Raw genomic sequence first — 26,235 nt, 5'->3', positions numbered from 1 at the left:
AGACCAGCAATGAAGCACCGGTACGTTGATCGCTACACATTTTTTGGAATCGCCCAGCAAAGACTGCTTGGTAATCGGCAACGACTGCGATTCAGGCGAATCCACAGAAGTTGTATCAAGAAGGGAGCGTAGTCTACCGGAAAGGCGCTATCAGCTCAAACCTTGATCGCAGGTCTGTGGCAACCAATCCAATTGCACCTCACCCACCGACCTGGACCATGCCCCCGCAACGCTTGGCACAGCCAGCAATTGCTCGCCCCGATAGACCAGCGGCAATCTGCCACGGGCGAAACCCGGCATGCCGCTTTCATTCAGCAGACGCTTGAGATTCCGCCGGCCTCGGCCCGCTACGTCGATGATTTCGCCACCCTGGCGATAACGCACCTCCAGCGGGCCTTCGGGGGCCTTGCCGATAAACCTCAGTTGACCATTGCCCGTTAACTTTAGTGGATCTTGCGGATCGGGCCAGCTCACCGATGCGTCGGAAAACTCCGACCATGTTGAGGGCAACCACCAGATGCGTTCACCGCTACGCTGCATTTGGCCGTCGGCCAGGCGCCACAGAGGCTGTGCGTCGCTCTTGGCATCGCGCAGGGCATGCCAACCGGCCCAGTGGTCGCTGTCGGGTAAACGGGTCAGTGGCGTGAGCCAATGCCGCAGGGCGTTACGCTGGCGGGCATCGGATAGCTCGCGCAATGGTTCAAGCGCCAGGGACGGCAGAGGCAACCAGGGAAACGCAGAAGGCTGATCGGCGCGCTGCAGGTCCATCATCGCCAATTCGTCGAGCAGCCCTTGCGCCTCAGCCATGTGTTCAGCCGTGCGAGCCAAGTGGGTGATCGCCTGTGGCCAGCGTTTCGTCAGCGTGGGAAGTACGTGGTGACGCAGGTAATTGCGGGAAAACCGTGGATCAACGTTGGAGGGGTCGTCGATCCACTGCAACTGATGCTGATGGGCGTAGGCTTCCAGGTCGCTACGGGAAAATGCCAGCAACGGCCGCACCAAGCACCCCTGCGCCAAGGGGCGATGCTCAGGCATAGCCGCCAGCCCTCTTACACCGGCGCCACGCAGCAGGCGAAACAGCAGGGTTTCGGCTTGATCGTCGCGATGCTGGCCAGTGAAAAGCACCTCCCCCCCCCCTAGGACCTGCATGAACGCTTGGTAGCGCGCCTCGCGGGCCGCACGTTCAAGGCTCGCACCCTCACTGACCTGCACGCGCATGACGCGCAAAGGTACGCCCAGGCTGTCGCAGACCGATTGGCAATGAGAGGGCCAAGCATCGGCAGCAGCTTGCAGGCCATGGTGGACATGGACGGCGCTGACAGGAGGCAGATTTTCGATTTTGGCCAATGAGGCCAGGAGGTGCAGCAGAACGGTGGAGTCGAGACCGCCGGAGAATGCGATATGCCAGGCCGGCGCGTTGCGCCAGTCGGCCAGGGTGTGCAGGAGTGTGGCCGGCAGGGTTGGTTTCATCACACGTCACCGCCGCAAAGCTTGAATACGTCCGTCAGCATACACAAAACAAATGTGGGAGCCGGGCTTGCCCGCGATGCAGGCACCTCGAGGTATCAGTGATACCAAGGTGATGCTATCGCCGGCAAGCCAGCTCCCACACAAGCCGGCTCCCGCATTGGGTACAGCGTCGGCTTAGAGGCCGTAGCTCATCAGGCGCTCATAACGACGAGCCAGCAGCGCTTCGTTATCCAGCTTCTTGAGCATCGCCAGTTGCGATCCCAACTCGGCACGGATGGTCGCAGCAGCGGCAGCCGGGTCACGGTGGGCGCCGCCCAGTGGCTCGGCGATGACCTTGTCCACGATACCCAGGCCTTTGAGGCGATCGGCGGTGATACCCATGGCTTCGGCAGCGTCCGGCGCCTTTTCGGCGGTTTTCCACAGGATCGAGGCACAACCTTCCGGCGAGATCACCGCGTAGGTCGAGTACTGCAACATGTTCAGTTGGTCGCAGACACCAATGGCCAGGGCACCGCCGGAACCACCTTCACCAATCACAGTGGCGATGATCGGGGTTTTCAGGCGCGCCATGACGCGCAGGTTCCAGGCAATCGCTTCGCTCTGGTTGCGCTCTTCGGCGTCGATACCCGGGTAGGCACCCGGCGTGTCGATGAAGGTCAGGATCGGCATCTTGAAGCGCTCGGCCATTTCCATCAGGCGGCACGCCTTGCGATAGCCTTCCGGGCGCGGCATACCGAAGTTGCGGCGTACTTTCTCGCGCACTTCACGGCCCTTCTGGTGACCGATCACCATCACCGGCTGGTCGTCCAGGCGAGCGATGCCGCCCACGATGGCTGCGTCGTCGGAGAAGTGACGGTCGCCGTGCAACTCGTCGAACTCGGTGAAGATGTGTTCGATGTAGTCCAGGGTGTAGGGACGGCGCGGATGGCGAGCCAGGCGCGCGATCTGCCAGCTGGTCAGCTTGCCGAAGATGTCTTCGGTGAGCGTGCTGCTCTTGTCTTGCAGGCGAGCGATTTCATCACCGATGTTCAGCGAATTGTCATTGCCGACCAGGCGCAGCTCTTCGATCTTGGCTTGCAGGTCAGCGATCGGCTGTTCGAAATCAAGAAAATTCGGGTTCATAAGCGTCCGTCTTGGGTCGACGGCCAAGGGGTGCCTGGCCAGCCGGTTGTCTATTCGCGCCCTACCTTAAGGGAGAGGCGCGTTTAGGTCGAGATTAAATGTTTAGTCGAGATCAGATCTATATGACCGTCAACGGTATTGGAGGAAGACGTTGTCTCGCCCGAACTGGTCACGCAAAGCTTGAATCAAGCCATCAGCGGGATCAATTCGCCACGTCTCACCAAACTGCAACATGGCCTTGGCATCGCTGCCGGTGTACTCCATGGTCACCGGGCATGCGCCACGATGGCGTTTTAGCAGGTCACCCAACCAGCGTAGCTGATCACCTTTAAGCGCTTCGGTCTTGACCTTCAGGCGCAGGCTTTCGGCCAGGTTGGTGCGGGCGTCTTCCATGCTCATCACGCGCTTGATGCGCAGGCGCAGGCCACCGGAGAAGTCATCATTGCTGACCTCCCCTTCCACCACCACCATGGCGTCGGTCTGCAACAGCGATTGGGCGGAGTGAAACGCGTCGGCAAACAATGACGCTTCGATGCGGCCCGAGCGGTCATCGAGGGTGATGAAGCCCATCTTGTCGCCCTTCTTATTTTTCATCACCCGCAGGGCGATGATCATACCGGCGACGGTCTGGGTATCCCGCGCCGGCTTCAGGTCGATGATGCGCTGGCGGGCAAAACGGCGGATTTCGCCTTCGTACTCGTCAATCGGGTGGCCAGTGAGGTACAGGCCCAAGGTGTCTTTTTCACCCTTGAGGCGCTCCTTCAGAGTCAGCTCCTTGGCCTTGCGGTGATTCGCGTAGACATCCGCATCTTCTTCGACGAACAGCCCGCCAAACAGGTCGGCGTGGCCGCTGTCATGGGTACGGGCGGTCTGTTCGGCGGCCTTGATCGCCTCTTCCATGGCGGTCAGCAACACCGCACGGTTGCGGTCGATATTGGCCTGGTAAGCCTTCGGCTCATCATGAAAATACGGGCCAAGACGGTCGAGTGCGCCGCTGCGGATCAGGCCATCGAGGGTACGCTTGTTGATGCGCTTGAGGTCAACGCGTGCGCAAAAGTCGAACAGTTCCTTGAACGGCCCGTCCTGACGCGCTTCGGTAATGGCCTCGACCGGGCCTTCGCCCACGCCTTTGATCGCGCCAAGGCCATAGATGATGCGGCCTTCGTCGTTCACCGTGAACTTGAACTCCGAAGCGTTCACGTCCGGCGCGTCGAGGCGCAGCTTCATGGTGCGCACTTCCTCGATCAAGGTCACGACCTTGTCGGTGTTGTGCATATCCGCCGAAAGTACCGCCGCCATGAACGGTGCCGGGTAGTGGGCTTTCAGCCAGGCGGTCTGGTACGACACCAGGCCATAGGCGGCGGAGTGGGATTTGTTGAAGCCATAACCGGCGAACTTTTCTACCAGGTCGAAGATGTTACCGGCCAGGTCGGCATCAATATTGTTGGTGGCGCAACCTTCAATGAAACCGCCGCGCTGCTTGGCCATTTCCTCGGGCTTTTTCTTACCCATGGCGCGACGCAGCATGTCCGCACCGCCGAGGGTGTAGCCGGCCATCACCTGGGCGATCTGCATCACCTGTTCCTGGTACAGGATGATGCCGTAGGTCGGCGCCAGTACGGGCTTGAGGCCTTCATACTGATAGTCGGAATGCGGGTAAGCCAGCTCGGCCCGGCCGTGTTTACGGTTGATGAAGTCATCCACCATGCCCGATTGCAGCGGGCCCGGACGGAACAGGGCCACCAGTGCGATCAAGTCTTCCAGGCAGTCGGGCTTGAGCTTTTTGATCAGCTCCTTCATGCCCCGGGATTCAAGCTGGAACACTGCGGTGGTTTCGGCTTTTTGCAGCAGGCTGTACGTCGGCTTGTCGTCCAGCGGGATAAACGCGATATCCAGCGGCTCTTCGCCGACCTTGGCACGGTCGCGGTTGATGGTCTTGAGTGCCCAGTCGATGATCGTCAGGGTCCGCAGGCCGAGGAAGTCGAACTTCACCAGGCCGGCGGCCTCCACGTCGTCCTTGTCGAACTGGGTGACCAGGCCGTCGCCTTCTTCATCGCAATAGATCGGCGAAAAGTCGGTGAGCTTGGTCGGCGCAATAACCACACCACCGGCGTGTTTACCGACGTTACGCACCACGCCTTCGAGCTTGCGCGCCATGTCCCAGATTTCGGCGGCTTCTTCATCGACCTTGATGAAGTCGCGCAGGATTTCTTCCTGCTCGTAGGCTTTTTCCAGGGTCATGCCGACTTCGAACGGGATCATCTTCGACAGGCGGTCCGCCAAACCGTAGGATTTGCCCTGCACCCGCGCCACGTCGCGGATTACCGCTTTGGCGGCCATGGAGCCGAAGGTGATGATCTGACTTACCGCGTTGCGACCGTATTTTTCGGCCACGTACTCAATCACGCGGTCACGGCCATCCATGCAGAAGTCGACGTCGAAGTCGGGCATGGAAACCCGTTCCGGGTTCAGGAACCGTTCGAACAGCAGGTCATATTCAAGCGGGTCAAGGTCGGTGATCTTCTGTACGTAGGCCACCAGCGAGCCAGCACCTGACCCCCGGCCAGGGCCTACCGGCACACCGTTGTTTTTGGCCCACTGGATAAAGTCCATTACGATCAGGAAGTAACCGGGGAACCCCATCTGGATAATGATATCCAGCTCGAAATTCAACCGATCGACATACACCTGGCGCTTGGCTTCGTAGTCCTCGGTGGTGTCCTTGGGCAGCAGGACGCTGAGGCGTTCCTCCAGGCCATCGAACGACACTTTGCGAAAGTATTCGTCGATGGTCATGCCATCGGGAATCGGGAAGTTGGGCAGGAAGTGTTTGCCCAGCTTCACTTCGATGTTGCAGCGCTTGGCGATCTCGACGGAGTTTTCCAGGGCCTCGGGCAAGTCGCTGAACAGCTCCGCCATTTCCTCGGCGCTTTTGAGGTACTGCTCTTCGCTGTAGTTCTTCGAGCGGCGCGGGTCATCCAAGGCACGGCCTTCGCCGATGCACACGCGGGTCTCGTGGGCTTCGAAATCTTCTTTCTTGATAAAGCGCACATCATTGGTCGCCACCAGCGGCGCACCCAGCTTATCGGCCAGGGCTACGGCAGCGTGCAGATGCTCTTCATCGTTGGGGCGGTTGGTGCGCTGGACTTCCAGGTAGAACCGGCCTGGGAACACCTGCATCCACTCACGCGCCAGCACTTCGGCTTCCTGAGGGTTGCCGCCCAGCAGCGCGATGCCGATTTCGCCCTCTTTGGCCGCCGAGAGCATGATCAGTCCTTCGCTGGCTTCGGCCACCCACTCGCGCTCGATGATGATCGAGCCGTTGCGCTGACCATCGATAAAGCCACGGGAGATCAGTTCGGTGAGGTTGCGATAACCCACGCCGTTCATCGCCAGCAGGCTGATGCGGCTCAGGGGGCTATCCGGGTCTTTGTTGGACAGCCACAGATCGGCGCCGCAGATCGGCTTGATGCCGGCGCCCATGGCGTTCTTGTAGAACTTGACCAGGGAACACATGTTGTTCTGGTCGGTAACCGCAACCGCAGGCATGTTCATGCCCACCAGGGTTTTGACCAGCGGTTTGATCCGTACCAGGCCGTCGACCAGGGAGTACTCAGTGTGCAGGCGTAGATGAACGAATGAAGCCGGCATAGTGATCCTGTCTTGATACATGAAAACAACAAGGCCCGGATTGTACCGGGCCTGGGTAAAAACATCAGCCTTGCTGCTATACCTCGATCAGACTTTCACGGGCCTCATAAGCCTGGCGCACCGGGGCAAACGAGCGGCGATGGATCGGGGTGGGGCCGAGCCGAGCCAGAGCTTCCAGATGAACGGGGGTCGGGTAGCCTTTATGGCCTCCAATGCCGTAGCCGGGATAGATCAATTCGAACGCGGCCATTTCACGGTCGCGGCTGACCTTGGCCAGGATCGAGGCGGCGGCAATGGCGGGAACCTTGCTATCGCCCTTGACCACCGCTTCGGACGGCATTGTCAGTTTGGGGCAGCGGTTACCGTCGATCATCGCCATTTTCGGGGTGATGTGCAGCCCTTCCACAGCGCGCTGCATCGCCAGCATGGTGGCGTGCAGGATATTCAGCTCGTCGATTTCTTCGACTTCAGCCCGGGCGATATGCCAGCTCAGGGCTTTCTCACAGATCTCGTCATAGAGCTTTTCGCGACGGGCTTCGGTGAGCTTCTTCGAATCGTTGAGCCCCAGGATCGGGCGGTTCGGATCAAGGATCACCGCCGCCGTGACCACTGCGCCACACAGCGGGCCGCGCCCGACTTCGTCAACACCCGCCACCAGTTCGTGGGCTTGGGCGACGAGACTGAAATCCAGGCCCATTTGCATGGTCATAAGGCTTCCTGTTTATGGCCGATCAGGGTCAACACGGCGTCGGCCGCCTGGTTCGAGGCATCACGGCGTAACGTGCGGTGAATATCGTCGAAACCACGGGTCTGCTCTTCGCCGCCGTCAATCAAGGGTAGTAGGGTTTGCGCAAGCGCTTCGGGCGTTGCATCGTCCTGCAACAACTCCGGCACCAGCAGGCGCTGGGCCAGCAGGTTGGGCAAGGAAATGTAAGGGCTCTTGACCATGCGCTTGAGGATCCAGAAGGTCAGTGGCGCCAGGCGATAGGCCACGACCATCGGCCGCTTGTACAGCAGGGCCTCAAGTGTGGCAGTGCCCGAGGCGATCAACACCGCATCGCAGGCTGCCAGGGCCAGGTGGGACTGGCCATCGAGCAGGGTCAACGGCAGGTTGCGGCCTTCCAGCAGGGTTTCGATCTGTGCACGACGTTGTGGACTGGCGCAAGGCAGCACAAAGCGGATTCCCGGCTTTTGCGCCTGAAGACGTTCGGCAGCATCAAAAAACAACGCCCCCAAACGCCCCACCTCACCGCCACGACTGCCTGGCATCAACGCTACCAACGGGCCATCGGGCAAGCCCAGCTCGGCGCGCGCAGCCGCACGATCAGCCTGCAAGGGAATGGCGTCAGCCAGGGTGTGGCCGACAAACCGCACCGGCACGCCCTTCTCCTCGTAGAACCGGGCTTCGAATGGAAGCAAGGTCAACATCAGGTCGCAGCCTTCGCGGATTTTCAACACACGCTTCTGGCGCCACGCCCACACGGATGGGCTGACGTAGTGCACGGTCTTGATCCCGGCCTGGCGCAACTTGAGTTCGATATTGAGCGTGAAGTCCGGCGCATCGATGCCGATAAAGACGTCAGGTTTTTCTTCGATCAGCGTCTTGATCAGCAGCTTGCGGCGAGCCAGCAGCTCACGCAGGCGCCCCAAGACTTCCACCAGTCCCATGACCGACAGGCGCTCCATGGGGAAATAGGAGGTCAGGCCTTCGGCCTGCATCAACGGGCCGCCGACCCCGATAAATTCCACCGCCGGATGCTGGGCCTTGAGCGCGCGCATCAAGCCAGAACCCAGGATATCGCCGGAAGCTTCACCGGCCACGAGCGCAATACGCAGAGTGGCCATGATCAGCGGGTGATGCCGCGAGTCGAGGTCTGGATAGAATCACGGAATACCGCGACTTCCGGGAACTGCGTGGCAGGCTCGGCCAACTCGGCCAGGGCCTGCTCCACGGTCAACCCTTGGCGGTAAACCGTCTTGTAGGCACGGCGCAGGGCGTGGATGGCTTCTTCGCTGAAACCACGACGACGCATGCCTTCAAAATTCATGCTGCGGGCTTCGGCAGGATTGCCGAACACCGTCACGAATGCCGGGACATCCTTGCCGATGGCGGTGCCCATACCGGAAAAGCTGTGGGCGCCGATATGGCAGTATTGATGTACCAGGGTGAAGCCGGAAAGGATCGCCCAGTCATCAACGTGCACATGGCCTGCCAACGCAGTGTTGTTGACCAGGATGCAATGATTGCCGATCACGCTGTCATGGCCGATGTGCGCATAGGCCATGACCAGGTTGTGATCACCCAAGGTGGTTTCGGCGCGATCTTGCACGGTGCCACGGTGAATGGTGACGCCTTCACGGATAATATTGTGGTCACCGATTACCAGGCGTGTTTCTTCACCCTTGTACTTCATGTCCGGGGTGTCTTCGCCTACCGAGGAAAACTGGTAGATGCGATTGTGTTTGCCAATGCGGGTCGGACCCTTGAGGATCACGTGCGGCCCGATGACAGTCCCCTCGCCGATTTCCACACCTGCGCCGACGATCGACCAAGGGCCGACCTCAACGTCGGCGGCCAGTACGGCCGACGGATCGATGATTGCGCGAGGGTCAATCAAACTCATAGTTTGCGTTCCGCACAGATGATCTCGGCAGAGCACACCGGCTTGCCATCTACCGAGGCCTGGCATTCGAACTTCCAGATCTGGCGTTTGCAACTGATGAACTTGGCTTCCAGGATCAACTGGTCACCCGGGGTGACCGGGTTGCGAAAACGCAGCTTGTCCGAACCCACGAAATAGTAAAGCGTGCCGTCAGCAGGCTTGAGGTCGAGCATTTTGAAACCAAGGATACCGGCAGCCTGGGCCATGGCTTCGATGATCAACACACCTGGCATGATTGGATGCGCAGGAAAGTGACCATTGAAGAATGGTTCGTTGATGCTGACATTCTTGTAGGCACGAATGCGCTTTTCCTCGACATTGAGGTCCACTACGCGGTCCACCAGCAGGAACGGGTAACGGTGAGGCAGGTATTCGCGAATCTCGTTGATGTCCATCATTTCGGGGGGAAGCCTGTAATAAAGATTGGGGGCGGGCGCACCAGGCGCACGCCCCGCTAGCAAATCAAGGAGGCCGTCTAGCGGCTGCGCACACTTGATATGGAAATGGTATCAGCCTTCTGATGAAGCATTACCGCCAGGGGTCACGTCCCCGACACGCTTTTCAAGCTGTTTGATACGTCGTGCCATGTCGTCGATCTTCCTCAAACGCGCGGCACTCTTGCGCCATTCGGCCGCAGGTTGCATCGCGGTACCGGACGAGTAGGCCCCTGGCTCTGTGATCGAGTGGGTCACCATGGTCATGCCGGTGATGAAGACGTTGTCGCAAATATCGATATGCCCCACCAGCCCAACGCCACCGGCGAGCATGCAATGCTTGCCGATCTTGGTGCTGCCGGAGATGCCCACGCAGGCAGCCATGGCGGTGTGATCGCCAATCTGCACGTTGTGGGCGATCTGGATCTGGTTATCGAGCTTCACACCGTTACCGATCACGGTATCGGCCAGAGCCCCGCGATCCACCGCAGTGTTTACACCGATCTCCACATCATCGCCGATCAATACGCCACCGACCTGGGCGATCTTGTGCCAGACACCTTTGGAGTTGGCAAAGCCAAAGCCTTCGCCGCCGATAACAGCACCGGACTGAATGACCACACGCTGACCAATACGCACATCGTGGTAGAGGGTCACGCGGGGGGCCAGCCAACCATCGGCACCAATTTCACAGCGTGCACCGATAAAGCAGTGGGCACCCACGGTGACACCAGCACCAATACGCGCCCCGCTTTCGATCACGGCGAATGCACCGATGCTGGCGGCAGGATCAACCTGGGCATCATCGGCGATCACGGCAGACGGGTGAATACCGCCGGCCGCCTTCGGCTTGGGATCGAACAGGTGCGACGCCTTGGCGTACGACAGGTACGGATCGGCCACCACCAGCGCATCCCCGGTAAACCCTTCGGCGTCGGCGGCCTTCAGCAACACTGCTGCGGCCTGGCAGTCGACCAGGTATTTACGGTATTGAGGATTTGCGAGGAAGCTCAACTGAGCTGGGCCAGCCTCCTGCAAGGTGGCTAGCCCAGTGATTTCTTTCTCCTTGGAGCCACGCAAGGTGGCCCCCAGGAACTCGGCCAACTCGCCGAGCTTGATAGTCGCTGTCATGGTTTACTTCAGCTGGTTCATGCGCTCGATCACCTGGCGGGTGATGTCGTATTGAGGCTTGACGTCGATCACGGCGCCACGCTCGAACACCAGGTCAAAGGCACCCTTCTTGATGACTTCTTCCACAGCGCTGTCCAATTTCGGCTTGAGCTGCTTGAGCATTTCGCGGTCGGCCACAGCCTTGGCTTCGTTCAGCTCCTTGGATTGGAACTGGTAGTCACGGGCCTTTTGCTTGAATTCAAGCTCCAGACGCTCGCGCTCGCCTTGCTGCATCTTGTCGCCACCGGCTACCAGGCGGTCCTGGATACCCTTGGCGCTGCTTTCCAGTGTCTTGAGCTTGGTCAGCTGCGGACCGAATTTCTTCTCGGCATCCACGGCGTATCGCTTGGCCGCATCGGACTCCAGCAGGGCCATCTGATAGTTCAGGACCGCGATTTTCATTTCGGCGAAGGCCGGGGTGGTGACCAGCACAGTGGCCAGCAAGACCAATTGAGTCAACTTACGCACGATGTACTCCTACAGAATCCGTTGTCGTTATCTTAGGTCAGACGCTTAGAACGTCTGGCCGAGGGAGAATTGGAAAATCTGGGTTTCAGCGTTATCCGGTTTCTTGATCGGCATGGCCAGAGCAAAGCTCAACGGGCCCAGCGCAGTCACCCAGGTCACACCCACGCCCACGGAGCTCGCCAGGTTGCTGAGGCTCACGTCGTTGCATTGAGTATTGGACTTCAAGCCACTTGGGTTTTTGATCTGTTCGCACTTGGAGTCGAACACGTTACCCACGTCCCAGAAGACCGAAGTACGCAGGGAACGCTGGTCCTTGACGAACGGCAGCGGGAACAGAATCTCCGCACCACCCTGGATCAGCACGTTACCACCGAATGGCAGCGGGTCGTTGTCCGAGTCAGCGACAGTGCCCTGGTTACCGGTCCGGTCAAAACCGCGGCTCGGCGTACCACGCGGACCCAGAGTGCTGTCCTTGAAGCCACGTACCGAGTTGAAACCACCTGCATAGTAGTTTTCATAGAACGGCAAGCCATTGGTCGAACCATAACCGTCGCCATAGCCCAACTCTGTGTGCAGGCGCATGGTGTAGTTATCGCTCAACGGCTGGAACAACTGGCCGCGGTAGTCGAGCTTGAAGAACGACAGGTCGCTGCCCGGCGTAGTGACTTCCGCGGTCAGGCTCTGGGAGTGGCCGCGGGTTGCCAGTACGCCTTTGTTCAGGGTCGACTCGGACCAGCCGGCAGACGCCTTGAAGTTCAGGAACTTGTCGCCTTCACGACGGGTGAAGTCGAAGATTTCGTCCACGGTATAAATACCGGTCTTGATCTCATCCTGCTGGGCGGTAAGGCCGAAGGTCAGGCGCGAAGTCTCGCTGATCGGGTAACCCACGTTTACACCGGCACCCAGGCTGTCGATCGCATAGCTTGCAACGTCAACATCGAGGTCTTTGTAGTCGGTGGTGCGGTAGAAGGCGTTGTAGCCCAGGCTCACACCGTCTGCAGTCCAGTAGGGGTCGGTATAGCCGAAGTTGTATCGGCTCTGGTATTCGCTGCGGGTCAGGCCGATGGACACACGGTTACCGGTACCCAGGAAGTTGTTCTGCGTGATGGAACCACCCAGGATCAAACCGGCACTCTGGGCAAAACCGACGCTGGCGGTGATCGAACCCGAGGCTTGTTCTTCAACGGCGTAGTTCACATCAACCTGGTCATCCACACCCGGTACGGCCGGGGTTTCGACGTTGACTTCCTTGAAGAAGCCCAGGCGCTCAAGACGGGTCTTGGACTGGTCGATCAGGTAGGTCGAAGCCCAGCCACCTTCCATCTGACGCATTTCACGACGCAGCACTTCGTCCGCGGACTTGGTGTTGCCACGGAAGTTGATACGGTTGACGTAGGCACGCTTGCCAGGATCGACGACGAAGGTGATGTCCACGGTGTGGTCTTCATCATTCGGGGTCGGCACGCCGTTGACGTTGGCGAAGGTATAGCCTTCGTTACCCAGGCGGCGGGTGATCAGTTCTGAGGTGGTGGTCATCAGCTTGCGCGAGAACACCTGGTCCTTCTGCACGAGCAGCAGGGACTTGACCTGGTCTTCAGGCACTTTCAGGTCGCCGCTGAGCTTGACGTCACGAACCTTGTACTTCTCGCCTTCGTTGACGTTGACGGTGATATAGACGTGCTTCTTGTCCGGGGTGATGGACACCTGGGTCGAAGCGATGTCCATGTTGATGTAGCCACGGTCCAGGTAGTAGGAGCGCAGGCGTTCCAGGTCACCGGAGAGTTTTTCACGGGCGTACTTGTCATCGTTCTTGAAGAACGACAACCAGTTGGTGGTCTTGAGTTCGAACAGGTCGACCAGGTCTTCATCAGGGAACTTGGTGTTGCCCACGACGTTGATGTGCTGGATGGCGGCCACGGTGCCTTCGTTGATGTTGACCTTCAGGCCCACACGGTTACGAGGCTGGGGGATCACTTCGGTTTCCACGGTCGCGGAGTAGCGGCCCTGGGCAACGTACTGACGTTGCAACTCGTTACGCACACCCTCAAGGGTTGCGCGCTGGAAGATCTCGCCCTCGGCCAGGCCCGATTGCTTCAGGCCCTTCATCAGGTCTTCAGTGGAGATGGCCTTGTTACCTTCGATCGCGATACTGGCGACGGAAGGTCGCTCGACGACCGTGATGACCAGGACGTTGCCTTCGCGACCCAGTTGGATATCTTGAAAGAACCCGGTTTTGAACAGCGCACGAGTGGATTCCACCAGGCGACGATCATCCGCCTGTTCCCCGACGTTCAACGGCAAGGCACCAAAGACGCTACCCGCGGAGACCCGCTGGAGGCCATTGACGCGAATATCGGAGATGGTGAAGGACTCGGCGTGAACTTCGGCGATCATCAATACGGTGAGAACCGCAGTTAGCAGCAGACGTTTCATGAAGTCCTTTCTTATTCCAACTGGCAATAAACAAACTGCCGCAAAATGCGGCAGATTCGCAATTCAGCGAAGCGTTACAGACGTCCCAGATCGTTGACCAGGGCTAACAACATCACCCCGACCACCAAACTGATACCAATCTGTATCCCCCAACCCTGCACCCGATCCGACAAGGGGCGACCACGCACCCACTCGACCAGATAAAACAGCAGATGCCCCCCATCCAATACTGGAATGGGCAGCAAATTCAGAACCCCAAGGCTAATACTCAGATAAGCCAGGAAATTCAGGAAATCCGCGACACCCGACTGGGCAGAAGCGCCCGCCACTTTAGCAATGGTTATCGGTCCACTCAAGTTTTTTACCGAGAGCTCACCGAACAACATTTTCTTGAGGGATTCGAGGGTCAGCACGCTCATGGTCCAGGTGCGTTTCGCGCCCTCTGCAATCGCTGCCAAAGGCCCGTAGCTGACCTCTCGCACCATCGATGGCGGCCATTCGACACCTTTGACCCCTGCCCCCAGGTAGCCCCCGGCCGCCTTGGCTTCGCCTCGCACCGACAGGGTCACGGGGACGTCGATTTGAGCACCTTCGCGCTCAACTTTCAGCACAATTTTGGTATCAGGGCGCACACGCACCAGGTCAACCACCTGCTGCCAGTCACCCAGCGCCTGGCCATCAAGGGCCAACAGGCGATCACCGGTTTTCAGGCCAGCAGCCTGGGCCGGCCCCTTTGGATCCAGCTCGGCCAGCACCGGCGGCAAGGCCGGACGCCAAGGGCGGATCCCGAGGGATTTGATCGGATCGGGCTCATCGGCGCCCTTGAGCCAATGGTCCAGCGCCAATGCCCGCGGGGTTTCGGCGCTGGAGCCCTGGTCACGCACTACCACATTGACGGTGCCGCTTTCACCCAGGCGACGCACCAACTGCAAATTGACCGCGCCCCACCCTGTGGTGGGTTCGCCATCAATCGATACAATTTCCTGCCCTGCCGTCAGGCCCGCCTTGGCCGCGATGCTGTCGGCTTCGACCGCGCCAATGACCGGGCGCACCTGCTGGCTGCCCAGCATGGCCAAGACCCAGAAAAACACCATCGCCAACAGGAAGTTGGCGATCGGTCCCGCCGCCACAATCGCAATACGCTGACGAACGGTCTTGCGATTGAAGGATTGGTCCAGCTGGTCTGCAGGCACTTCGCCTTCGCGCTCATCGAGCATCTTGACGTAGCCGCCCAACGGGATAGCAGCAATGACAAACTCAGTGCCGCGGCGATCATGCCAGCGCAACAACGGCATGCCGAAACCGACGGAAAAGCGCAATACCTTGACGCCGCAACGACGCGCCACCCAGAAGTGGCCGAATTCGTGGAAGGTCACCAACACACCCAGAGCAACCAGGGTGCCGACAATCATGTAGAGCGCACTCATCTAATTTCTCCGCACTTCAATCCAATGCCTGAAGACTCAAACCTGCCCGCGGCCTAACCCGCATTGCGATCCAACCATTGCCCGGCCAGGGCTCGGGCCTTGGTGTCGGCCTCGAACACCGCCTCCAGGTCATTCACTGCCACTACCGGCTCAAGCGCCAGGACGTCCTCGATGATACTCGCGATCTGCGGAAAGCGGATGCGCCGCTCAAGAAACGCCGCCACGGCAACTTCGTTGGCCGCGTTAAGCATCGCCGGGGCACTGTTACCCGCCTCGGCCGCTTGCCGCGCCAGGCGCAAACAAGGGAAACGCTGCTCGTCCGGGGCTTCGAAGTCCAGGCGCGCGATTGCAAACAAGTCCAACGGTGCTACGCCGGAATCAATCCGCTCAGGCCACGCCAAGGCGTTGGCGATCGGTGTGCGCATGTCCGGGTTACCCAATTGCGCCAACACCGAACCATCCACGTAATCGACCAGGGAATGGATCACACTTTGTGGGTGAATGACCACCTCAACCTGATCAGGCCGCGCATCGAACAGCCAGCATGCCTCGATCAACTCCAGGCCCTTGTTCATCATGCTCGCCGAATCCACGGAGATTTTGCGCCCCATGGACCAGTTCGGGTGAGCGCATGCCTGATCGGGAGACACATGGTCCAGCTCGGCCGACGGAGTCTGGCGGAATGGGCCACCCGATGCCGTCAGCAGAATTCGGCGCACGCCGACCTGGCTCAAGCCGCGGGCAAAATCACCGGGCATGCACTGGAAGATGGCGTTGTGCTCGCTGTCCAGAGGCAGCAGCACCGCTGCGCTCTTACGCACCGCTTGCATAAAGAGTGCGCCGGACATGACCAAGGCTTCTTTGTTGGCCAGCAGGATTTTCTTGCCAGCATCGACTGCCGCCAAGGTCGGGCGCAAACCTGCCGCACCGACAATCGCCGCCACCACCGTATCCACGTCCGCATCGGCCGAGACCTGGCATAAGCCTGCCTCGCCAACCAATACCTGAGTGGCCAGCCCGGCAGCCCGCAGATCATCCTGCAGACTGCGAGCCGCAGCAGCTTCCGGCACCACGGCAAAGCGCGGCGAGTGACGCACGCACAAGGCCAGCAACTCGCGCAAACGCGTGAAGCCGGTCAGGGCGAAAACCTGATAGCGATCGGGGTGACGCGCGATGACATCCAGGGTACTGAGCCCGACCGAGCCGGTCGCACCCAGCACCGTAACCTGCTGCAGGCGGCTCACGAAGCGATCATCCACAACAGCACGGCAAAAATAGGCAGCGCAGCGGTGAGGCTGTCGATACGGTCAAGCACACCGCCATGACCAGGCAACAGGTTACTGCTGTCCTTGATGCCCGCCTGGCGTTTGAACATGCTCTCGGTAAGGTCGCCCACCACCGAGATGAAGACGACAATAGCCGTCCCCAGCAAGGCCAGAAGCACCTCCTTTACCGACCAGTCACGCACCACACCGACCACCAGGGTGATCAGCAGCGTCAAGGCCAGGCCGCCGTATACACCTTCCCAGCTCTTGCCGGGGCTTACGGCCGGGGCCAGCTTGCGTTTGCCAAAAGCTCTACCCGAGAAGTAGGCACCAATGTCGGCACCCCATACCAACACCATCACAGCCAGGATCAATTCGTTGCCCAGCGGGTAACGCTTGATCTCCACCAGCCCTTGCCAGGCCGGCAAGAGGATCGCCAGGCCAATCACCAGCTTGCAGGCCACGCTGGACCACTGGCCACTGGTGCGCGGATAGGTGAGCACCAGGAAAGTCGCCAACGCCCACCACAACACTGCAGCCCCCAGCACCCAGGGCGCGATGTCCGGCAGGATGTACATGAAGAACAACAACAGCGCGACCAAGGCGGCATAGGCCACACGCGGCAACTGGTTGACGAAGCCTGCCAGGCGCGCCCACTCCCACGCACCAAGGGTCACAACCAGGCCGATGAACAGCGCAAAACCGGAACCGTCGAGCAGGAAAAAACCGCACAAGGCAATCGGCAGCAGGATCAGCGCCGTGATGATTCGTTGTTTAAGCATTTAAACCCGGGCTCCAGCTTCGATCTGCTCGCTCGTTTTACCGAAGCGACGCTGACGGGAAGCGAAATCAGCCAGTGCATTACGCATGGCATCGTGTTTGAAGTCCGGCCAGAACAGGTCGGAGAAGTACAGCTCGGTGTAGGCCAACTGCCACAGCAGGAAATTGCTGATGCGATGCTCGCCACCGGTACGAATGCACAAGTCCGGCAACGGCAGGTCGCCGGTCACCAGGCAGGTTTGCAACAGTTCGGGCGTGATGTCGTCCGGGCGCAGATGGCCGGCCTGCACTTCGCGGGCCAGCCGCTGCGCAGCCTGGGCGATATCCCACTGGCCACCGTAGTTGGCTGCGATCTGCAACACAAAACGGTTACTGCCGGCAGTGATGGCCTCGGCTTCACGCATGGCAGCTTGCAGCTCCGGATGGAACCGCGAGCGATCACCAATGATGCGCAGACTGATGTTGTTGTCGTTGAGGCGCTTGGCCTCACGACGCAATGCCTTGAAGAACAGGTCCATCAAGGCACTGACTTCATCGGCGGGCCGCTGCCAGTTCTCACTGGAGAACGCGAACAAGGTCAATACTTCGACCTTGGCCTCGGCGCACACCTCAATCACCGCCCTTACCGCGTCAACACCCGCTTTATGCCCGGCAACACCCGGCATAAAGCGTTTTTTCGCCCAGCGATTATTCCCATCCATGATGATCGCGACATGGCGCGGCACCACGGAGGGCACAGTCTGCTTGGTCTTTTCCATGAAGGCGTCCTGACCCCTTATACGGCCATCAGGTCCTTTTCTTTTTCTTCGGTCGCCTTGGTGATCTGGGCTTCGGCGTCCTTGGTCAGCTTGTCGATATCAGCGACGGCGCGGCGTTCTTCGTCTTCGCTGATTTCCTTGTCCTTGACCAGCTTCTTCAGATCGCCCAGTGCATCGCGGCGGATGTTACGCACGGCAACGCGCGCATCTTCAGCAGCACTGCGCGCCTGCTTGGTGAAGCCCTTGCGGGTTTCTTCGGTCAGGGCTGGCATGGAGATCAGCAGCAACTCGCCCAAGTTGGTCGGGTTGAGGTTCAGGCCGGCACTCTGGATAGCCTTGTCGACGGCGGCGAGCATGTTGCGCTCGAAGGCAACAACTTGCAGGGTACGCGAATCCTTCACGGTCACGTTGGCCACGCCGCTCAGCGGGGTGTCGGAACCGTAGTAAGGCACCATCACGCTGCCCAGGATGCTTGGGTGCGCCTTGCCAGTACGGATCTGGCCAAAGGCATGGCTCAAGGATTCCAGGGATTTCTGCATACGCGCCTGGGCGTCTTTCTTGATTTCGTTGATCATTGTTGGCCTTCCTCGATCAGAGTCCCTTCTGCGCCGCCGTGTACGATATTCAGCAGGGCGCCGGGCTTGTTCATGTTAAATACGCGCAGCGGCATCTTGTGGTCGCGGCACAGGCAGATAGCGGTCAGGTCCATGACACCCAGCTTGCGATCCAGTACTTCATCGTAGGTCAGATGATCGAACTTCTCGGCATGCGGGTCTTTGAATGGGTCTGCAGTGTATACGCCATCCACCTTGGTCGCCTTCAACACCACGTCGGCATCGATTTCGATAGCACGCAGGCATGCGGCCGAGTCGGTAGTGAAGAACGGGTTACCTGTGCCAGCAGCAAAGATCACCACTTCCTTGGAGTTCAGGTGGCGCATGGCTTTGCGGCGATCATAGTGATCGGTCACGCCAACCATGGAAATTGCCGACATCACGATGGCCGAGATGTTGGCGCGCTCCAGGGCGTCGCGCATGGCGAGGGCGTTCATCACAGTGGCCAGCATGCCCATGTGGTCGCCGGTAACCCGGTCCATACCGGCCGCACTCAGTGCCGCACCGCGGAACAGGTTGCCACCACCAATCACCAGGCCGACCTGCACGCCGATACCGACCAACTGGCCGACTTCCAGCGCCATGCGGTCAAGCACCTTGGGATCGATCCCGAACTCTTCCGAGCCCATCAGGGCCTCGCCGCTGAGCTTGAGTAGAATGCGTTTATAGCGAGCCTGATAACCACTGCCCTGCTGAGCCATTGCGAATCTCTCCTGCGGCGTATTTTTTAAAAAATTCTTGGCGAGCCGTTTACGGCTTGCGTTCACTCTAGCTGGACGCTGTCACAGCGCCATCGGAACACGGCTTTGTAAGCCAGTTCCGAGAGGAAACCAAATAAAATTGGCCTTCCCATTTGAAAAGAGGCTGCGCGCGTGAGCGGGCAGCCTCTTTCGGCGACAGTTTGGAACTGTCTTATTGCTTGGCGGCAGCCAGCTGGGCAGCAACTTCTTCAGCGAAGTTGTCGACCGGCTTCTCGATGCCTTCGCCTACTTTGAAGTAAGTGAAGGAAACGATTTCAGCACCGGCTTTCTTGGCCAGTTCGCCAACCTTGATTTCAGGGTTCTTGACGAACGCCTGCTCAACCAGGCTTGCTTCGGCCAGGAACTTGCTGATACGGCCTTTGACCATGTTCTCAACAATGTTTTCTGGCTTGCCTTTGATTTTTTCTTCGTTCAGCTGCAGGAACACAGCTTTTTCACGCTCGATCGCTTCGGCCGAAACTTCCGAAGGCAGCAGGAACTCAGGGTTGCTTGCAGCAACGTGCATCGCGATGTCTTTGGCCAGCTCAACGTCGCCGCCTTTCAGAACAACTGCAACACCGATTTTGTTGCCGTGCAGGTAGCCACCAACTACGTCACCTTCAACGCGAACCAGGCGACGGATGTTGACGTTTTCGCCAACCTTGCCGACCAGTACCAGGCGAGCTGCTTCTTGAGCTTCGATCAGAGGCTCAACAGTGGTCAGCTTGTCAGCGAAAGCTTTTTCGACGCTGGCAGCAACGAATGCCTTGAAGTCATCTTGCAGAGCCAGGAAGTCGGTCTGGGAGTTCACTTCCAGCAGAACGGCGGATTTGCCGTCTTCTTTCAGAGCGATAGCGCCTTCAGCAGCCACGTTGCCTGCTTTCTTGGCAGCCTTGATGGCGCCGGAAGCACGCATGTCATCAATGGCTTTTTCGATGTCGCCGCCGGCCTTGGTCAAGGCCTTTTTGCAATCCATCATGCCTTCGCCGGTACGCTCACGCAGTTCTTTAACCAACGCTGCAGTAATCTCTGCCATTTCAAAATCCTCTTGGATAGGTTTTCAACCATTCCACCCGATCAAACGGGCGATCAATTCTTCCCGAATTTCCGTTGTAGGTCGCTGCACGTTACAAATAATGTAGCTGCGCTGCCGACAAATGGTTTTCGAGGTGGCAAAAAGGGGGCCAAGCCCCCTTTTTGCTTACTGAGTCAACGCCAGGGCGTCAATTACTCAGCGGCAGCTACCGGAGCTTCTTCAACGAACTGCTCGGTACCACCAGCAACGTGGTTGCGACCACGGATTACAGCGTCAGCCATCGAACCCATGTACAGCTGGATAGCGCGGATTGCGTCATCGTTGCCTGGGATGATGTAGTCAACGCCTTCCGGGCTGCTGTTGGTATCGACTACGCCGATAACCGGGATGCCCAGCTTGTTGGCTTCGGTGATCGCGATGCGCTCGTGATCAACGTCGATAACGAACAGTGCGTCAGGCAGACCGCCCATGTCCTTGATACCACCCAGGGAACGATCGAGCTTTTCCAGGTCACGGGAGCGCATCAGCGCTTCTTTCTTGGTCAGCTTGGCGAAAGTACCGTCTTCGGCTTGTACTTCAAGGTCACGCAGACGCTTGATGGAAGCACGGATGGTTTTGAAGTTGGTCAGCATGCCGCCCAACCAGCGGTGATCGACGTACGGCGAACCGCAACGTGCTGCTTCTTCAGCAACGATCTTGCCAGCGGAACGCTTGGTGCCAACGAACAGGATCTTGTTTTTGCCCTGGGCCAGACGTTCTACGAAAGTCAGCGCTTCGTTGAACATTGGCAGGGTTTTTTCAAGGTTGATAATGTGAATCTTGTTACGCGCGCCGAAAATGTACTTACCCATTTTCGGGTTCCAGTAACGGGTCTGGTGACCGAAGTGCACACCGGCCTTCAGCATATCGCGCATGTTGACTTGGGACATGATAGTTCCTTAATAAGTCGGGTTTGGCCTCCACGTATCCCAATGACCAACCAGCGGCATCAAGGCCTCCGGCACCCAGGTCATCGTGTCGACACGTGTGTGGATTTAAGCTTTGCGGGGTATCCCCGGAAAGCGGCGCATTTTATACCACAGCATCGGCAAAAACGAAACCCGCAATCACACTTGCCGGTCGTCGTCTTTGCGTAACCCCTTGAATACAGCCAACATGCCTCTACCTCATAGAGAGAAGCGATCACCAGACGCGCATGATTTGCCAGCATCGTCTGTTAGAATCGCGTTTTTTGGGACTTGCGCGAATGCTGTACCCCTTTGTCGCGCTCCCCGTGAACCGTATTGATTTCAGCGCGTCGCGCTAGAGAGAGCCTGTATGACCGTTACCTTGAAAACCGCCGAAGACATCGCAGGCATGCGCGTTGCCGGCAAACTGGCTGCCGACGTGCTGGAAATGATCGCCGAACACGTCAAGCCCGGCGTCACCACCGAAACGCTGGACCGCATTTGCCACGACTATATAGTCGACGTGCAAAAAGCCATCCCTGCCCCGCTGAATTACAAAGGCTTCCCCAAGTCGATCTGCACCTCGATCAACCACGTGGTCTGCCACGGCATTCCCGGTGACAAGCCACTGAAAGACGGCGACACCCTGAACATCGACGTCACGGTGATCAAGGATGGTTACCACGGCGACACCAGCCGCATGTTCCACGTCGGTAATGTGCCGGTATGGGCCGAGCGTCTGTCCCAGGTCACCCAGGAATGCATGTACAAGGCCATCGAGATCGTCAAGCCCGGCTGCCGCCTGGGTGACATCGGTGAAGTGATCCAGAAGCACGCGGAAAAGAACGGCTTCTCGGTGGTGCGCGAGTTCTGCGGCCACGGTATCGGCAAGGTGTTCCACGAAGAGCCGCAGATTCTGCATTACGGCCGCGCCGGCACCGGCATGGAACTCAAGGCCGGCATGACCTTCACCATCGAACCGATGATCAACCAGGGCAAGGCCGACACCAAGGTGCTGGGCGACGGCTGGACCGCCATCACCAAGGACCGCAAGCTCTCGGCCCAGTGGGAGCACACCCTGCTGGTCACCGACACCGGCTACGAGATCTTCACCCTGCGCGCTGACGACACCATCCCACGCGTTTCTGCCTGAAGGTCGCCCAGGTTTTCCCGCAACGTGTTGTGACTGACTGATAGATAGAAAGGAAAGCCGAACGATGCCCCAGGTGGATCCCGAACTCTTCGACCGTGGCCAATTCCAGGCCGAGCTGGCACTGAAGGCAAGCCCCATCGCCGCCTTCAAGAAGGCTATCCGCCAAGCCCGCGAGGTGCTCGATGCGCGCTTTCGCAGCGGCCGGGATATTCGCCGCCTGATCGAAGACCGCGCCTGGTTCGTCGATAACATCCTGCAAAAGGCCTGGGAGCAGTTCAATTGGAGTTTCGACGCCGATATCGCCCTGGTGGCGGTCGGCGGCTACGGTCGCGGCGAACTGCACCCCTACTCCGACATCGACCTGCTGATCCTGCTGGACCAGGCCGATCACGAGATCTTTCGCGATTCCATCGAGCGCTTTCTGACGTTGCTGTGGGACATCGGCCTGGAAGTCGGCCAGAGCGTACGCTCGGTGGACGAATGCGCCGAAGAGGCCCGTGCCGATCTGACGGTGGTCACCAACCTGATGGAAAGCCGCACCATCTGTGGCCCCGAGCGCCTGCGCCAGCGCATGCTTGAAGTCACCAGTACCGCACACATGTGGCCAAGCAAAGACTTTTTCCTGGCCAAGCGCGCCGAGCAAAAAGCCCGGCACCACAAGTACAACGACACCGAATACAACCTGGAACCCAACGTCAAAGGCTCACCCGGTGGGCTGCGGGATATCCAGACAATCTTGTGGGTGGCGCGCCGTCAATACGGCACGCTGAACCTGCGCGCCCTGGCCGGCGAAGGCTTTCTGGTGGAGAGCGAAAATTCCCTGCTGGCCTCGTCCCAGGAATTCCTGTGGAAGGTGCGCTACGCCCTGCACATGCTGGCCGGTCGTTCCGAAGACCGCCTGCTCTTCGATCACCAGCGCTCTATCGCTACCCTTCTGGGCTTTGAAGGCGAAGATGCGAAGACCAGCATCGAAAGCTTCATGCAGCAGTACTACCGGGTGGTCATGAGCATTGCCCAGCTCAGCGACTTGATCATCCAGCACTTCGAAGAAGTGATCCTGGCCCCCGAGGACGAAGCGCCGCCGCAGCCGATCAATGCGCGTTTCCAGTTGCACGACGGCTATATCGAAGCACGCAACGACAACGTGTTCCGCCGCACGCCGTTCGCCATGCTGGAAATCTTCGTGTTGATGGCCCAGCAGCCGGAGATCAAAGGCGTGCGTGCCGATACCATCCGCTTGCTGCGGGAAAACCGTCACCTGATCGACGACGATTTTCGCAACGACATTCGCAATACCAGCCTGTTTATCGAACTGTTCAAGTGCCGCATCGGCATCCATCGCAACCTGCGGCGCATGAACCGCTACGGCATTCTCGGGCGCTACCTGCCGGAGTTCGGCTTTATCGTCGGGCAGATGCAGCACGACCTGTTCCATATCTATACCGTCGATGCCCACACCCTGAACCTGATCAAGCACCTGCGTAAGTTGCAGTACACCCAGGTGTCAGAGAAATTCCCGCTGGCCAGTAAGCTGATGGCCAAGCTGCCCAAGCCCGAGCTGATTTACCTGGCCGGCTTGTACCACGACATCGGCAAAGGCCGGCATGGCGACCACTCGGAGATCGGCGCGGTCGATGCCGAAGCCTTCTGCCAGCGCCACCAGTTGCCGTTGTGGGACAGCCGCCTGATTGTCTGGCTGGTGCAGAACCACCTGGTGATGTCGACCACGGCCCAGCGCAAGGACTTGTCCGACCCGCAGGTGATCCACGACTTTGCCGGCATCGTCGGCGATGAAACCCGCCTGGATTACCTGTATGTGCTGACCGTCTCTGACATCAACGCCACCAACCCGACGCTGTGGAACTCCTGGCGCGCCAGCCTGTTGCGCCAGCTGTACACCGAGACCAAGCGCGCCCTGCGCCGTGGCCTGGAGAACCCGGTGGACCGCGAAGAGCAGATCCGCCGCACCCAAAGCGCAGCCCTGGATATCTTGGTGCGCGGCGGTAACGACCCGGACGACGTGGAGCAACTCTGGTCGCAACTGGGTGACGATTACTTCCTGCGCCACACCGCCGGCGACGTGGCCTGGCACAGCGACGCGATCCTGCAGCAACCCGCCGATGGCGGCCCGTTGGTCTTGATCAAGGAAACCACCCAGCGCGAATTCGAAGGCGGCACGCAGATTTTCATCTACGCGCCCGACCAGCACGACTTCTTCGCCGTGACCGTGGCGGCCATGGACCAGCTCAACCTGAACATCCATGACGCCCGGGTCATCACCTCCAGCAGCCAATTCACTCTCGACACCTACATCGTGCTCGACGCCGACGGCGACTCGATTGGCGACAACCCGGCGCGCGTGAAAAAGATCCGCGAGGGCCTGACCGAAGCCCTGCGCAACCCCGACGACTACCCCACCATCATCCAGCGCCGGGTGCCGCGCCAGCTCAAGCATTTTGCCTTTGCGCCTCAGGTGACCATTTCCAACGACGCACAGCGACCGGTGACGGTGCTGGAGCTCAGCGCACCGGATCGCCCAGGCCTGCTGGCGCGTATCGGCGGGATTTTCCTGGAGTTCGACCTGTCATTGCAAAATGCCAAGATTGCGACCCTGGGCGAGCGGGTGGAAGACGTGTTCTTTATCACCGATGCCGACAACCAGCCACTGTCCGACCCGGAGCTGTGCCTGCGTTTACAGGCGGCAATCGTGGAGCAGTTGAGCGTGACCCAGGAACCCGGTGTCGAGCTGACCAGACTGACTATTTGAATTCTTAACTTTGTGAACACGAGTCATGTGGGAGCCGGCTTGCCTGCGATGCAGACACCTCGGCCCGTCCGATCGACCGCAGATCGCAGGCAGGCCAGCTCCCACAGATCCGCGCTCACCGTGATAGAGGCTTATATGAACAACGCCCTTAACCAGTTGCAGCCCTACCCCTTCGAGAAGCTGCGCGCCCTGCTCGGCAGCGTGACGCCGAACCCGGACAAACGCCCGATCGCACTGTCCATCGGCGAGCCCAAGCACACGTCACCGGCCTTCGTTGCCGAGGCCTTGAGCAATAACCTCGATCAAATGGCGGTGTACCCCACCACGTTGGGTATCCCGGCACTGCGTGAAGCCATCGGCGCCTGGTGCGAACGCCGCTTCAACGTGCCCAAGGGCTGGCTGGACCCGGCGCGCAACATCCTGCCGGTCAACGGTACGCGCGAGGCGCTGTTTGCCTTCACCCAGACCGTGGTCAACCGTGGCGACGATGCACTGGTTGTGAGCCCCAACCCGTTCTACCAGATCTACGAAGGCGCCGCGTTCCTGGCCGGGGCCAAGCCGCATTACCTGCCGTGCCTGGATAGCAACGGCTTCAATCCAGACTTCGATGCTGTCTCTGCGGATATCTGGAAACGTTGCCAGATCCTGTTCCTGTGCTCCCCCGGTAACCCGACCGGTGCGCTGATTCCAGTCGCCACGCTGAAAAAACTCATCGCCCTGGCCGATAAATACGATTTCGTCATCGCCGCCGACGAATGCTACAGCGAACTGTACTTCGACGAACAAACCCCACCCCCGGGCCTGCTCAGCGCCTGCGTCGAACTGGGCCGTCAGGACTTCAAGCGTTGTGTGGTATTCCACAGCCTATCCAAGCGCTCCAACCTGCCAGGCCTGCGTTCAGGCTTCGTGGCCGGCGACGCCGAGATCCTCAAGGCCTTTTTGCTGTACCGCACCTACCATGGCTGCGCGATGCCGGTGCAAACCCAGTTGGCCAGCATCGCCGCCTGGCAGGACGAGGCCCATGTACTGGCCAACCGTGACCTGTACCGCGAGAAGTTCGACGCAGTGCTGGCGATCCTCAAGCCGGTGCTGGACGTGCAAAGCCCGGACGGCGGCTTTTACCTGTGGCCGAATGTACAAGGCGATGACGCCGCCTTCTGCCGCGATTTGTTCGTGGAAGAACATGTGACGGTGGTGCCGGGCTCTTACCTGTCGCGGGAAGTGGACGGCTTTAACCCAGGTGCGGGGCGTGTGCGCCTGGCATTGGTTGCGCCGTTGGCCGAATGCGTGGAAGCGGCTGAGCGGATTCGCGACTTTATCCAGCGTCGCCGTTAAGG

Annotated in this window: 21 protein-coding genes; 3 read left to right on the top strand and 18 right to left on the bottom strand. The window is 59.4% G+C overall.

The genetic code is table 11. The features are described 5' to 3' along the window. Positions 1 to 150: 150 nt before the first annotated feature. The 18 genes from tilS to rpsB form a co-directional block, all read right to left on the bottom strand. A complete protein-coding gene (gene tilS, locus ACP7CZ_RS05395) occupies positions 151 to 1,470 on the bottom strand; it encodes a tRNA lysidine(34) synthetase TilS (protein WP_054897993.1) in 1,320 nt (439 codons plus the stop codon). Positions 1,471 to 1,644: 174 nt separating this feature from the next. Next, entirely contained in the window at positions 1,645 to 2,592 is a 948-nt protein-coding gene (locus ACP7CZ_RS05390; RefSeq protein ID WP_003189182.1) for an acetyl-CoA carboxylase carboxyltransferase subunit alpha, read from the bottom strand. A 129-nt stretch (positions 2,593 to 2,721) separates the two neighbouring features. Further along, positions 2,722 to 6,243: a DNA polymerase III subunit alpha gene (gene dnaE / locus ACP7CZ_RS05385; protein ID WP_294170826.1), complete on the bottom strand. Its 3,522-nt coding sequence runs from the start codon at positions 6,241 to 6,243 to the stop codon at positions 2,722 to 2,724. 76 nt (positions 6,244 to 6,319) lie between these two features. Next, the gene (rnhB, locus tag ACP7CZ_RS05380; RefSeq protein ID WP_161793220.1) at positions 6,320 to 6,946 is read right to left on the bottom strand and encodes a ribonuclease HII; all 627 of its coding nucleotides are present in this window, start codon (positions 6,944 to 6,946) and stop codon (positions 6,320 to 6,322) included. A 2-nt stretch (positions 6,947 to 6,948) separates the two neighbouring features. Beyond that, positions 6,949 to 8,088, bottom strand: a complete 1,140-nt coding sequence (lpxB, locus tag ACP7CZ_RS05375) for a lipid-A-disaccharide synthase (RefSeq protein ID WP_072446902.1) — start codon at positions 8,086 to 8,088, stop codon at positions 6,949 to 6,951. A gap of 2 nt (positions 8,089 to 8,090) precedes the next feature. Next, the gene (gene lpxA / locus ACP7CZ_RS05370; RefSeq protein ID WP_032893181.1) at positions 8,091 to 8,867 is read right to left on the bottom strand and encodes an acyl-ACP--UDP-N-acetylglucosamine O-acyltransferase; all 777 of its coding nucleotides are present in this window, start codon (positions 8,865 to 8,867) and stop codon (positions 8,091 to 8,093) included. Then, positions 8,864 to 9,304 carry a 3-hydroxyacyl-ACP dehydratase FabZ gene (fabZ, locus tag ACP7CZ_RS05365; protein WP_003172281.1) on the bottom strand — a complete coding sequence of 147 codons (441 nt, stop codon included), beginning with the start codon at positions 9,302 to 9,304 and terminating at the stop codon, positions 8,864 to 8,866. Before fabZ ends, lpxA begins: the two co-directional genes overlap by 4 nt. Before the next feature lie 111 nt (positions 9,305 to 9,415). Beyond that, a complete protein-coding gene (gene lpxD, locus ACP7CZ_RS05360) occupies positions 9,416 to 10,471 on the bottom strand; it encodes a UDP-3-O-(3-hydroxymyristoyl)glucosamine N-acyltransferase (RefSeq protein ID WP_034126835.1) in 1,056 nt (351 codons plus the stop codon). 3 nt (positions 10,472 to 10,474) lie between these two features. Further along, a complete protein-coding gene (locus ACP7CZ_RS05355; RefSeq protein ID WP_003189173.1) occupies positions 10,475 to 10,978 on the bottom strand; it encodes an OmpH family outer membrane protein in 504 nt (167 codons plus the stop codon). A 45-nt stretch (positions 10,979 to 11,023) separates the two neighbouring features. Next, on the bottom strand, positions 11,024 to 13,411 hold the full coding sequence (gene bamA / locus ACP7CZ_RS05350) for an outer membrane protein assembly factor BamA (protein ID WP_057975605.1): 2,388 nt from the start codon (positions 13,409 to 13,411) through the stop codon (positions 11,024 to 11,026). 74 nt (positions 13,412 to 13,485) lie between these two features. After that, entirely contained in the window at positions 13,486 to 14,838 is a 1,353-nt protein-coding gene (gene rseP, locus ACP7CZ_RS05345; RefSeq protein WP_294170786.1) for a sigma E protease regulator RseP, read from the bottom strand. Between the two features lie 53 nt (positions 14,839 to 14,891). Beyond that, positions 14,892 to 16,082 carry a 1-deoxy-D-xylulose-5-phosphate reductoisomerase gene (ispC, locus tag ACP7CZ_RS05340; protein ID WP_294170785.1) on the bottom strand — a complete coding sequence of 397 codons (1,191 nt, stop codon included), beginning with the start codon at positions 16,080 to 16,082 and terminating at the stop codon, positions 14,892 to 14,894. Next, the gene (locus ACP7CZ_RS05335) at positions 16,079 to 16,885 is read right to left on the bottom strand and encodes a phosphatidate cytidylyltransferase (protein WP_070415440.1); all 807 of its coding nucleotides are present in this window, start codon (positions 16,883 to 16,885) and stop codon (positions 16,079 to 16,081) included. The genes ispC and ACP7CZ_RS05335 overlap by 4 nt, the downstream gene beginning before the upstream one ends. Next, positions 16,886 to 17,641, bottom strand: a complete 756-nt coding sequence (gene uppS / locus ACP7CZ_RS05330) for a polyprenyl diphosphate synthase (protein ID WP_005785713.1) — start codon at positions 17,639 to 17,641, stop codon at positions 16,886 to 16,888. Positions 17,642 to 17,658: 17 nt separating this feature from the next. Beyond that, positions 17,659 to 18,216 carry a ribosome recycling factor gene (frr, locus tag ACP7CZ_RS05325; protein ID WP_003189163.1) on the bottom strand — a complete coding sequence of 186 codons (558 nt, stop codon included), beginning with the start codon at positions 18,214 to 18,216 and terminating at the stop codon, positions 17,659 to 17,661. Next, complete coding sequence (pyrH, locus tag ACP7CZ_RS05320; protein ID WP_003189161.1) at positions 18,213 to 18,956, bottom strand: UMP kinase; 744 nt, start codon at positions 18,954 to 18,956, stop codon at positions 18,213 to 18,215. The genes frr and pyrH overlap by 4 nt, the downstream gene beginning before the upstream one ends. A gap of 211 nt (positions 18,957 to 19,167) precedes the next feature. Continuing rightward, the gene (tsf, locus tag ACP7CZ_RS05315; protein WP_005785711.1) at positions 19,168 to 20,031 is read right to left on the bottom strand and encodes a translation elongation factor Ts; all 864 of its coding nucleotides are present in this window, start codon (positions 20,029 to 20,031) and stop codon (positions 19,168 to 19,170) included. A gap of 191 nt (positions 20,032 to 20,222) precedes the next feature. Further along, positions 20,223 to 20,960, bottom strand: a complete 738-nt coding sequence (rpsB, locus tag ACP7CZ_RS05310; RefSeq protein WP_003189158.1) for a 30S ribosomal protein S2 — start codon at positions 20,958 to 20,960, stop codon at positions 20,223 to 20,225. Between the two features lie 388 nt (positions 20,961 to 21,348). On the opposite strand from rpsB, the gene map reads away from it, so the two are divergent. From map to dapC, 3 genes are all read left to right on the top strand, one after another. Next, positions 21,349 to 22,131, top strand: a complete 783-nt coding sequence (gene map / locus ACP7CZ_RS05305) for a type I methionyl aminopeptidase (RefSeq protein WP_054917857.1) — start codon at positions 21,349 to 21,351, stop codon at positions 22,129 to 22,131. A 64-nt stretch (positions 22,132 to 22,195) separates the two neighbouring features. Further along, a complete protein-coding gene (locus ACP7CZ_RS05300) occupies positions 22,196 to 24,898 on the top strand; it encodes a [protein-PII] uridylyltransferase (RefSeq protein WP_034126830.1) in 2,703 nt (900 codons plus the stop codon). 135 nt (positions 24,899 to 25,033) lie between these two features. Then, positions 25,034 to 26,233, top strand: a complete 1,200-nt coding sequence (dapC, locus tag ACP7CZ_RS05295) for a succinyldiaminopimelate transaminase (protein WP_034126829.1) — start codon at positions 25,034 to 25,036, stop codon at positions 26,231 to 26,233. The last annotated feature ends 2 nt before the right edge of the window (positions 26,234 to 26,235 follow it).

The sequence above is a fragment of the Pseudomonas sp. DWP2-2 genome (assembly GCF_049897065.1).
GTDB lineage: Bacteria > Pseudomonadota > Gammaproteobacteria > Pseudomonadales > Pseudomonadaceae > Aquipseudomonas > Aquipseudomonas paracarnis.
This window is presented reverse-complemented; position numbering and strand designations above follow the sequence as displayed.

Coding starts and splice junctions, on each gene's coding strand:
- tilS (WP_054897993.1), bottom strand. CDS start 1,470: ATGAAACCAACCCTGCCGGCCACACTCCTGCACACCCTGGCCGACTGG.
- ACP7CZ_RS05390 (WP_003189182.1), bottom strand. CDS start 2,592: ATGAACCCGAATTTTCTTGATTTCGAACAGCCGATCGCTGACCTGCAA.
- dnaE (WP_294170826.1), bottom strand. CDS start 6,243: ATGCCGGCTTCATTCGTTCATCTACGCCTGCACACTGAGTACTCCCTG.
- rnhB (WP_161793220.1), bottom strand. CDS start 6,946: ATGCAAATGGGCCTGGATTTCAGTCTCGTCGCCCAAGCCCACGAACTG.
- lpxB (WP_072446902.1), bottom strand. CDS start 8,088: ATGGCCACTCTGCGTATTGCGCTCGTGGCCGGTGAAGCTTCCGGCGAT.
- lpxA (WP_032893181.1), bottom strand. CDS start 8,867: ATGAGTTTGATTGACCCTCGCGCAATCATCGATCCGTCGGCCGTACTG.
- fabZ (WP_003172281.1), bottom strand. CDS start 9,304: ATGATGGACATCAACGAGATTCGCGAATACCTGCCTCACCGTTACCCG.
- lpxD (WP_034126835.1), bottom strand. CDS start 10,471: ATGACAGCGACTATCAAGCTCGGCGAGTTGGCCGAGTTCCTGGGGGCC.
- bamA (WP_057975605.1), bottom strand. CDS start 13,411: ATGAAACGTCTGCTGCTAACTGCGGTTCTCACCGTATTGATGATCGCC.
- rseP (WP_294170786.1), bottom strand. CDS start 14,838: ATGAGTGCGCTCTACATGATTGTCGGCACCCTGGTTGCTCTGGGTGTG.
- ACP7CZ_RS05335 (WP_070415440.1), bottom strand. CDS start 16,885: ATGCTTAAACAACGAATCATCACGGCGCTGATCCTGCTGCCGATTGCC.
- uppS (WP_005785713.1), bottom strand. CDS start 17,641: ATGGAAAAGACCAAGCAGACTGTGCCCTCCGTGGTGCCGCGCCATGTC.
- frr (WP_003189163.1), bottom strand. CDS start 18,216: ATGATCAACGAAATCAAGAAAGACGCCCAGGCGCGTATGCAGAAATCC.
- pyrH (WP_003189161.1), bottom strand. CDS start 18,956: ATGGCTCAGCAGGGCAGTGGTTATCAGGCTCGCTATAAACGCATTCTA.
- tsf (WP_005785711.1), bottom strand. CDS start 20,031: ATGGCAGAGATTACTGCAGCGTTGGTTAAAGAACTGCGTGAGCGTACC.
- rpsB (WP_003189158.1), bottom strand. CDS start 20,960: ATGTCCCAAGTCAACATGCGCGATATGCTGAAGGCCGGTGTGCACTTC.
- map (WP_054917857.1), top strand. CDS start 21,349: ATGACCGTTACCTTGAAAACCGCCGAAGACATCGCAGGCATGCGCGTT.
- ACP7CZ_RS05300 (WP_034126830.1), top strand. CDS start 22,196: ATGCCCCAGGTGGATCCCGAACTCTTCGACCGTGGCCAATTCCAGGCC.
- dapC (WP_034126829.1), top strand. CDS start 25,034: ATGAACAACGCCCTTAACCAGTTGCAGCCCTACCCCTTCGAGAAGCTG.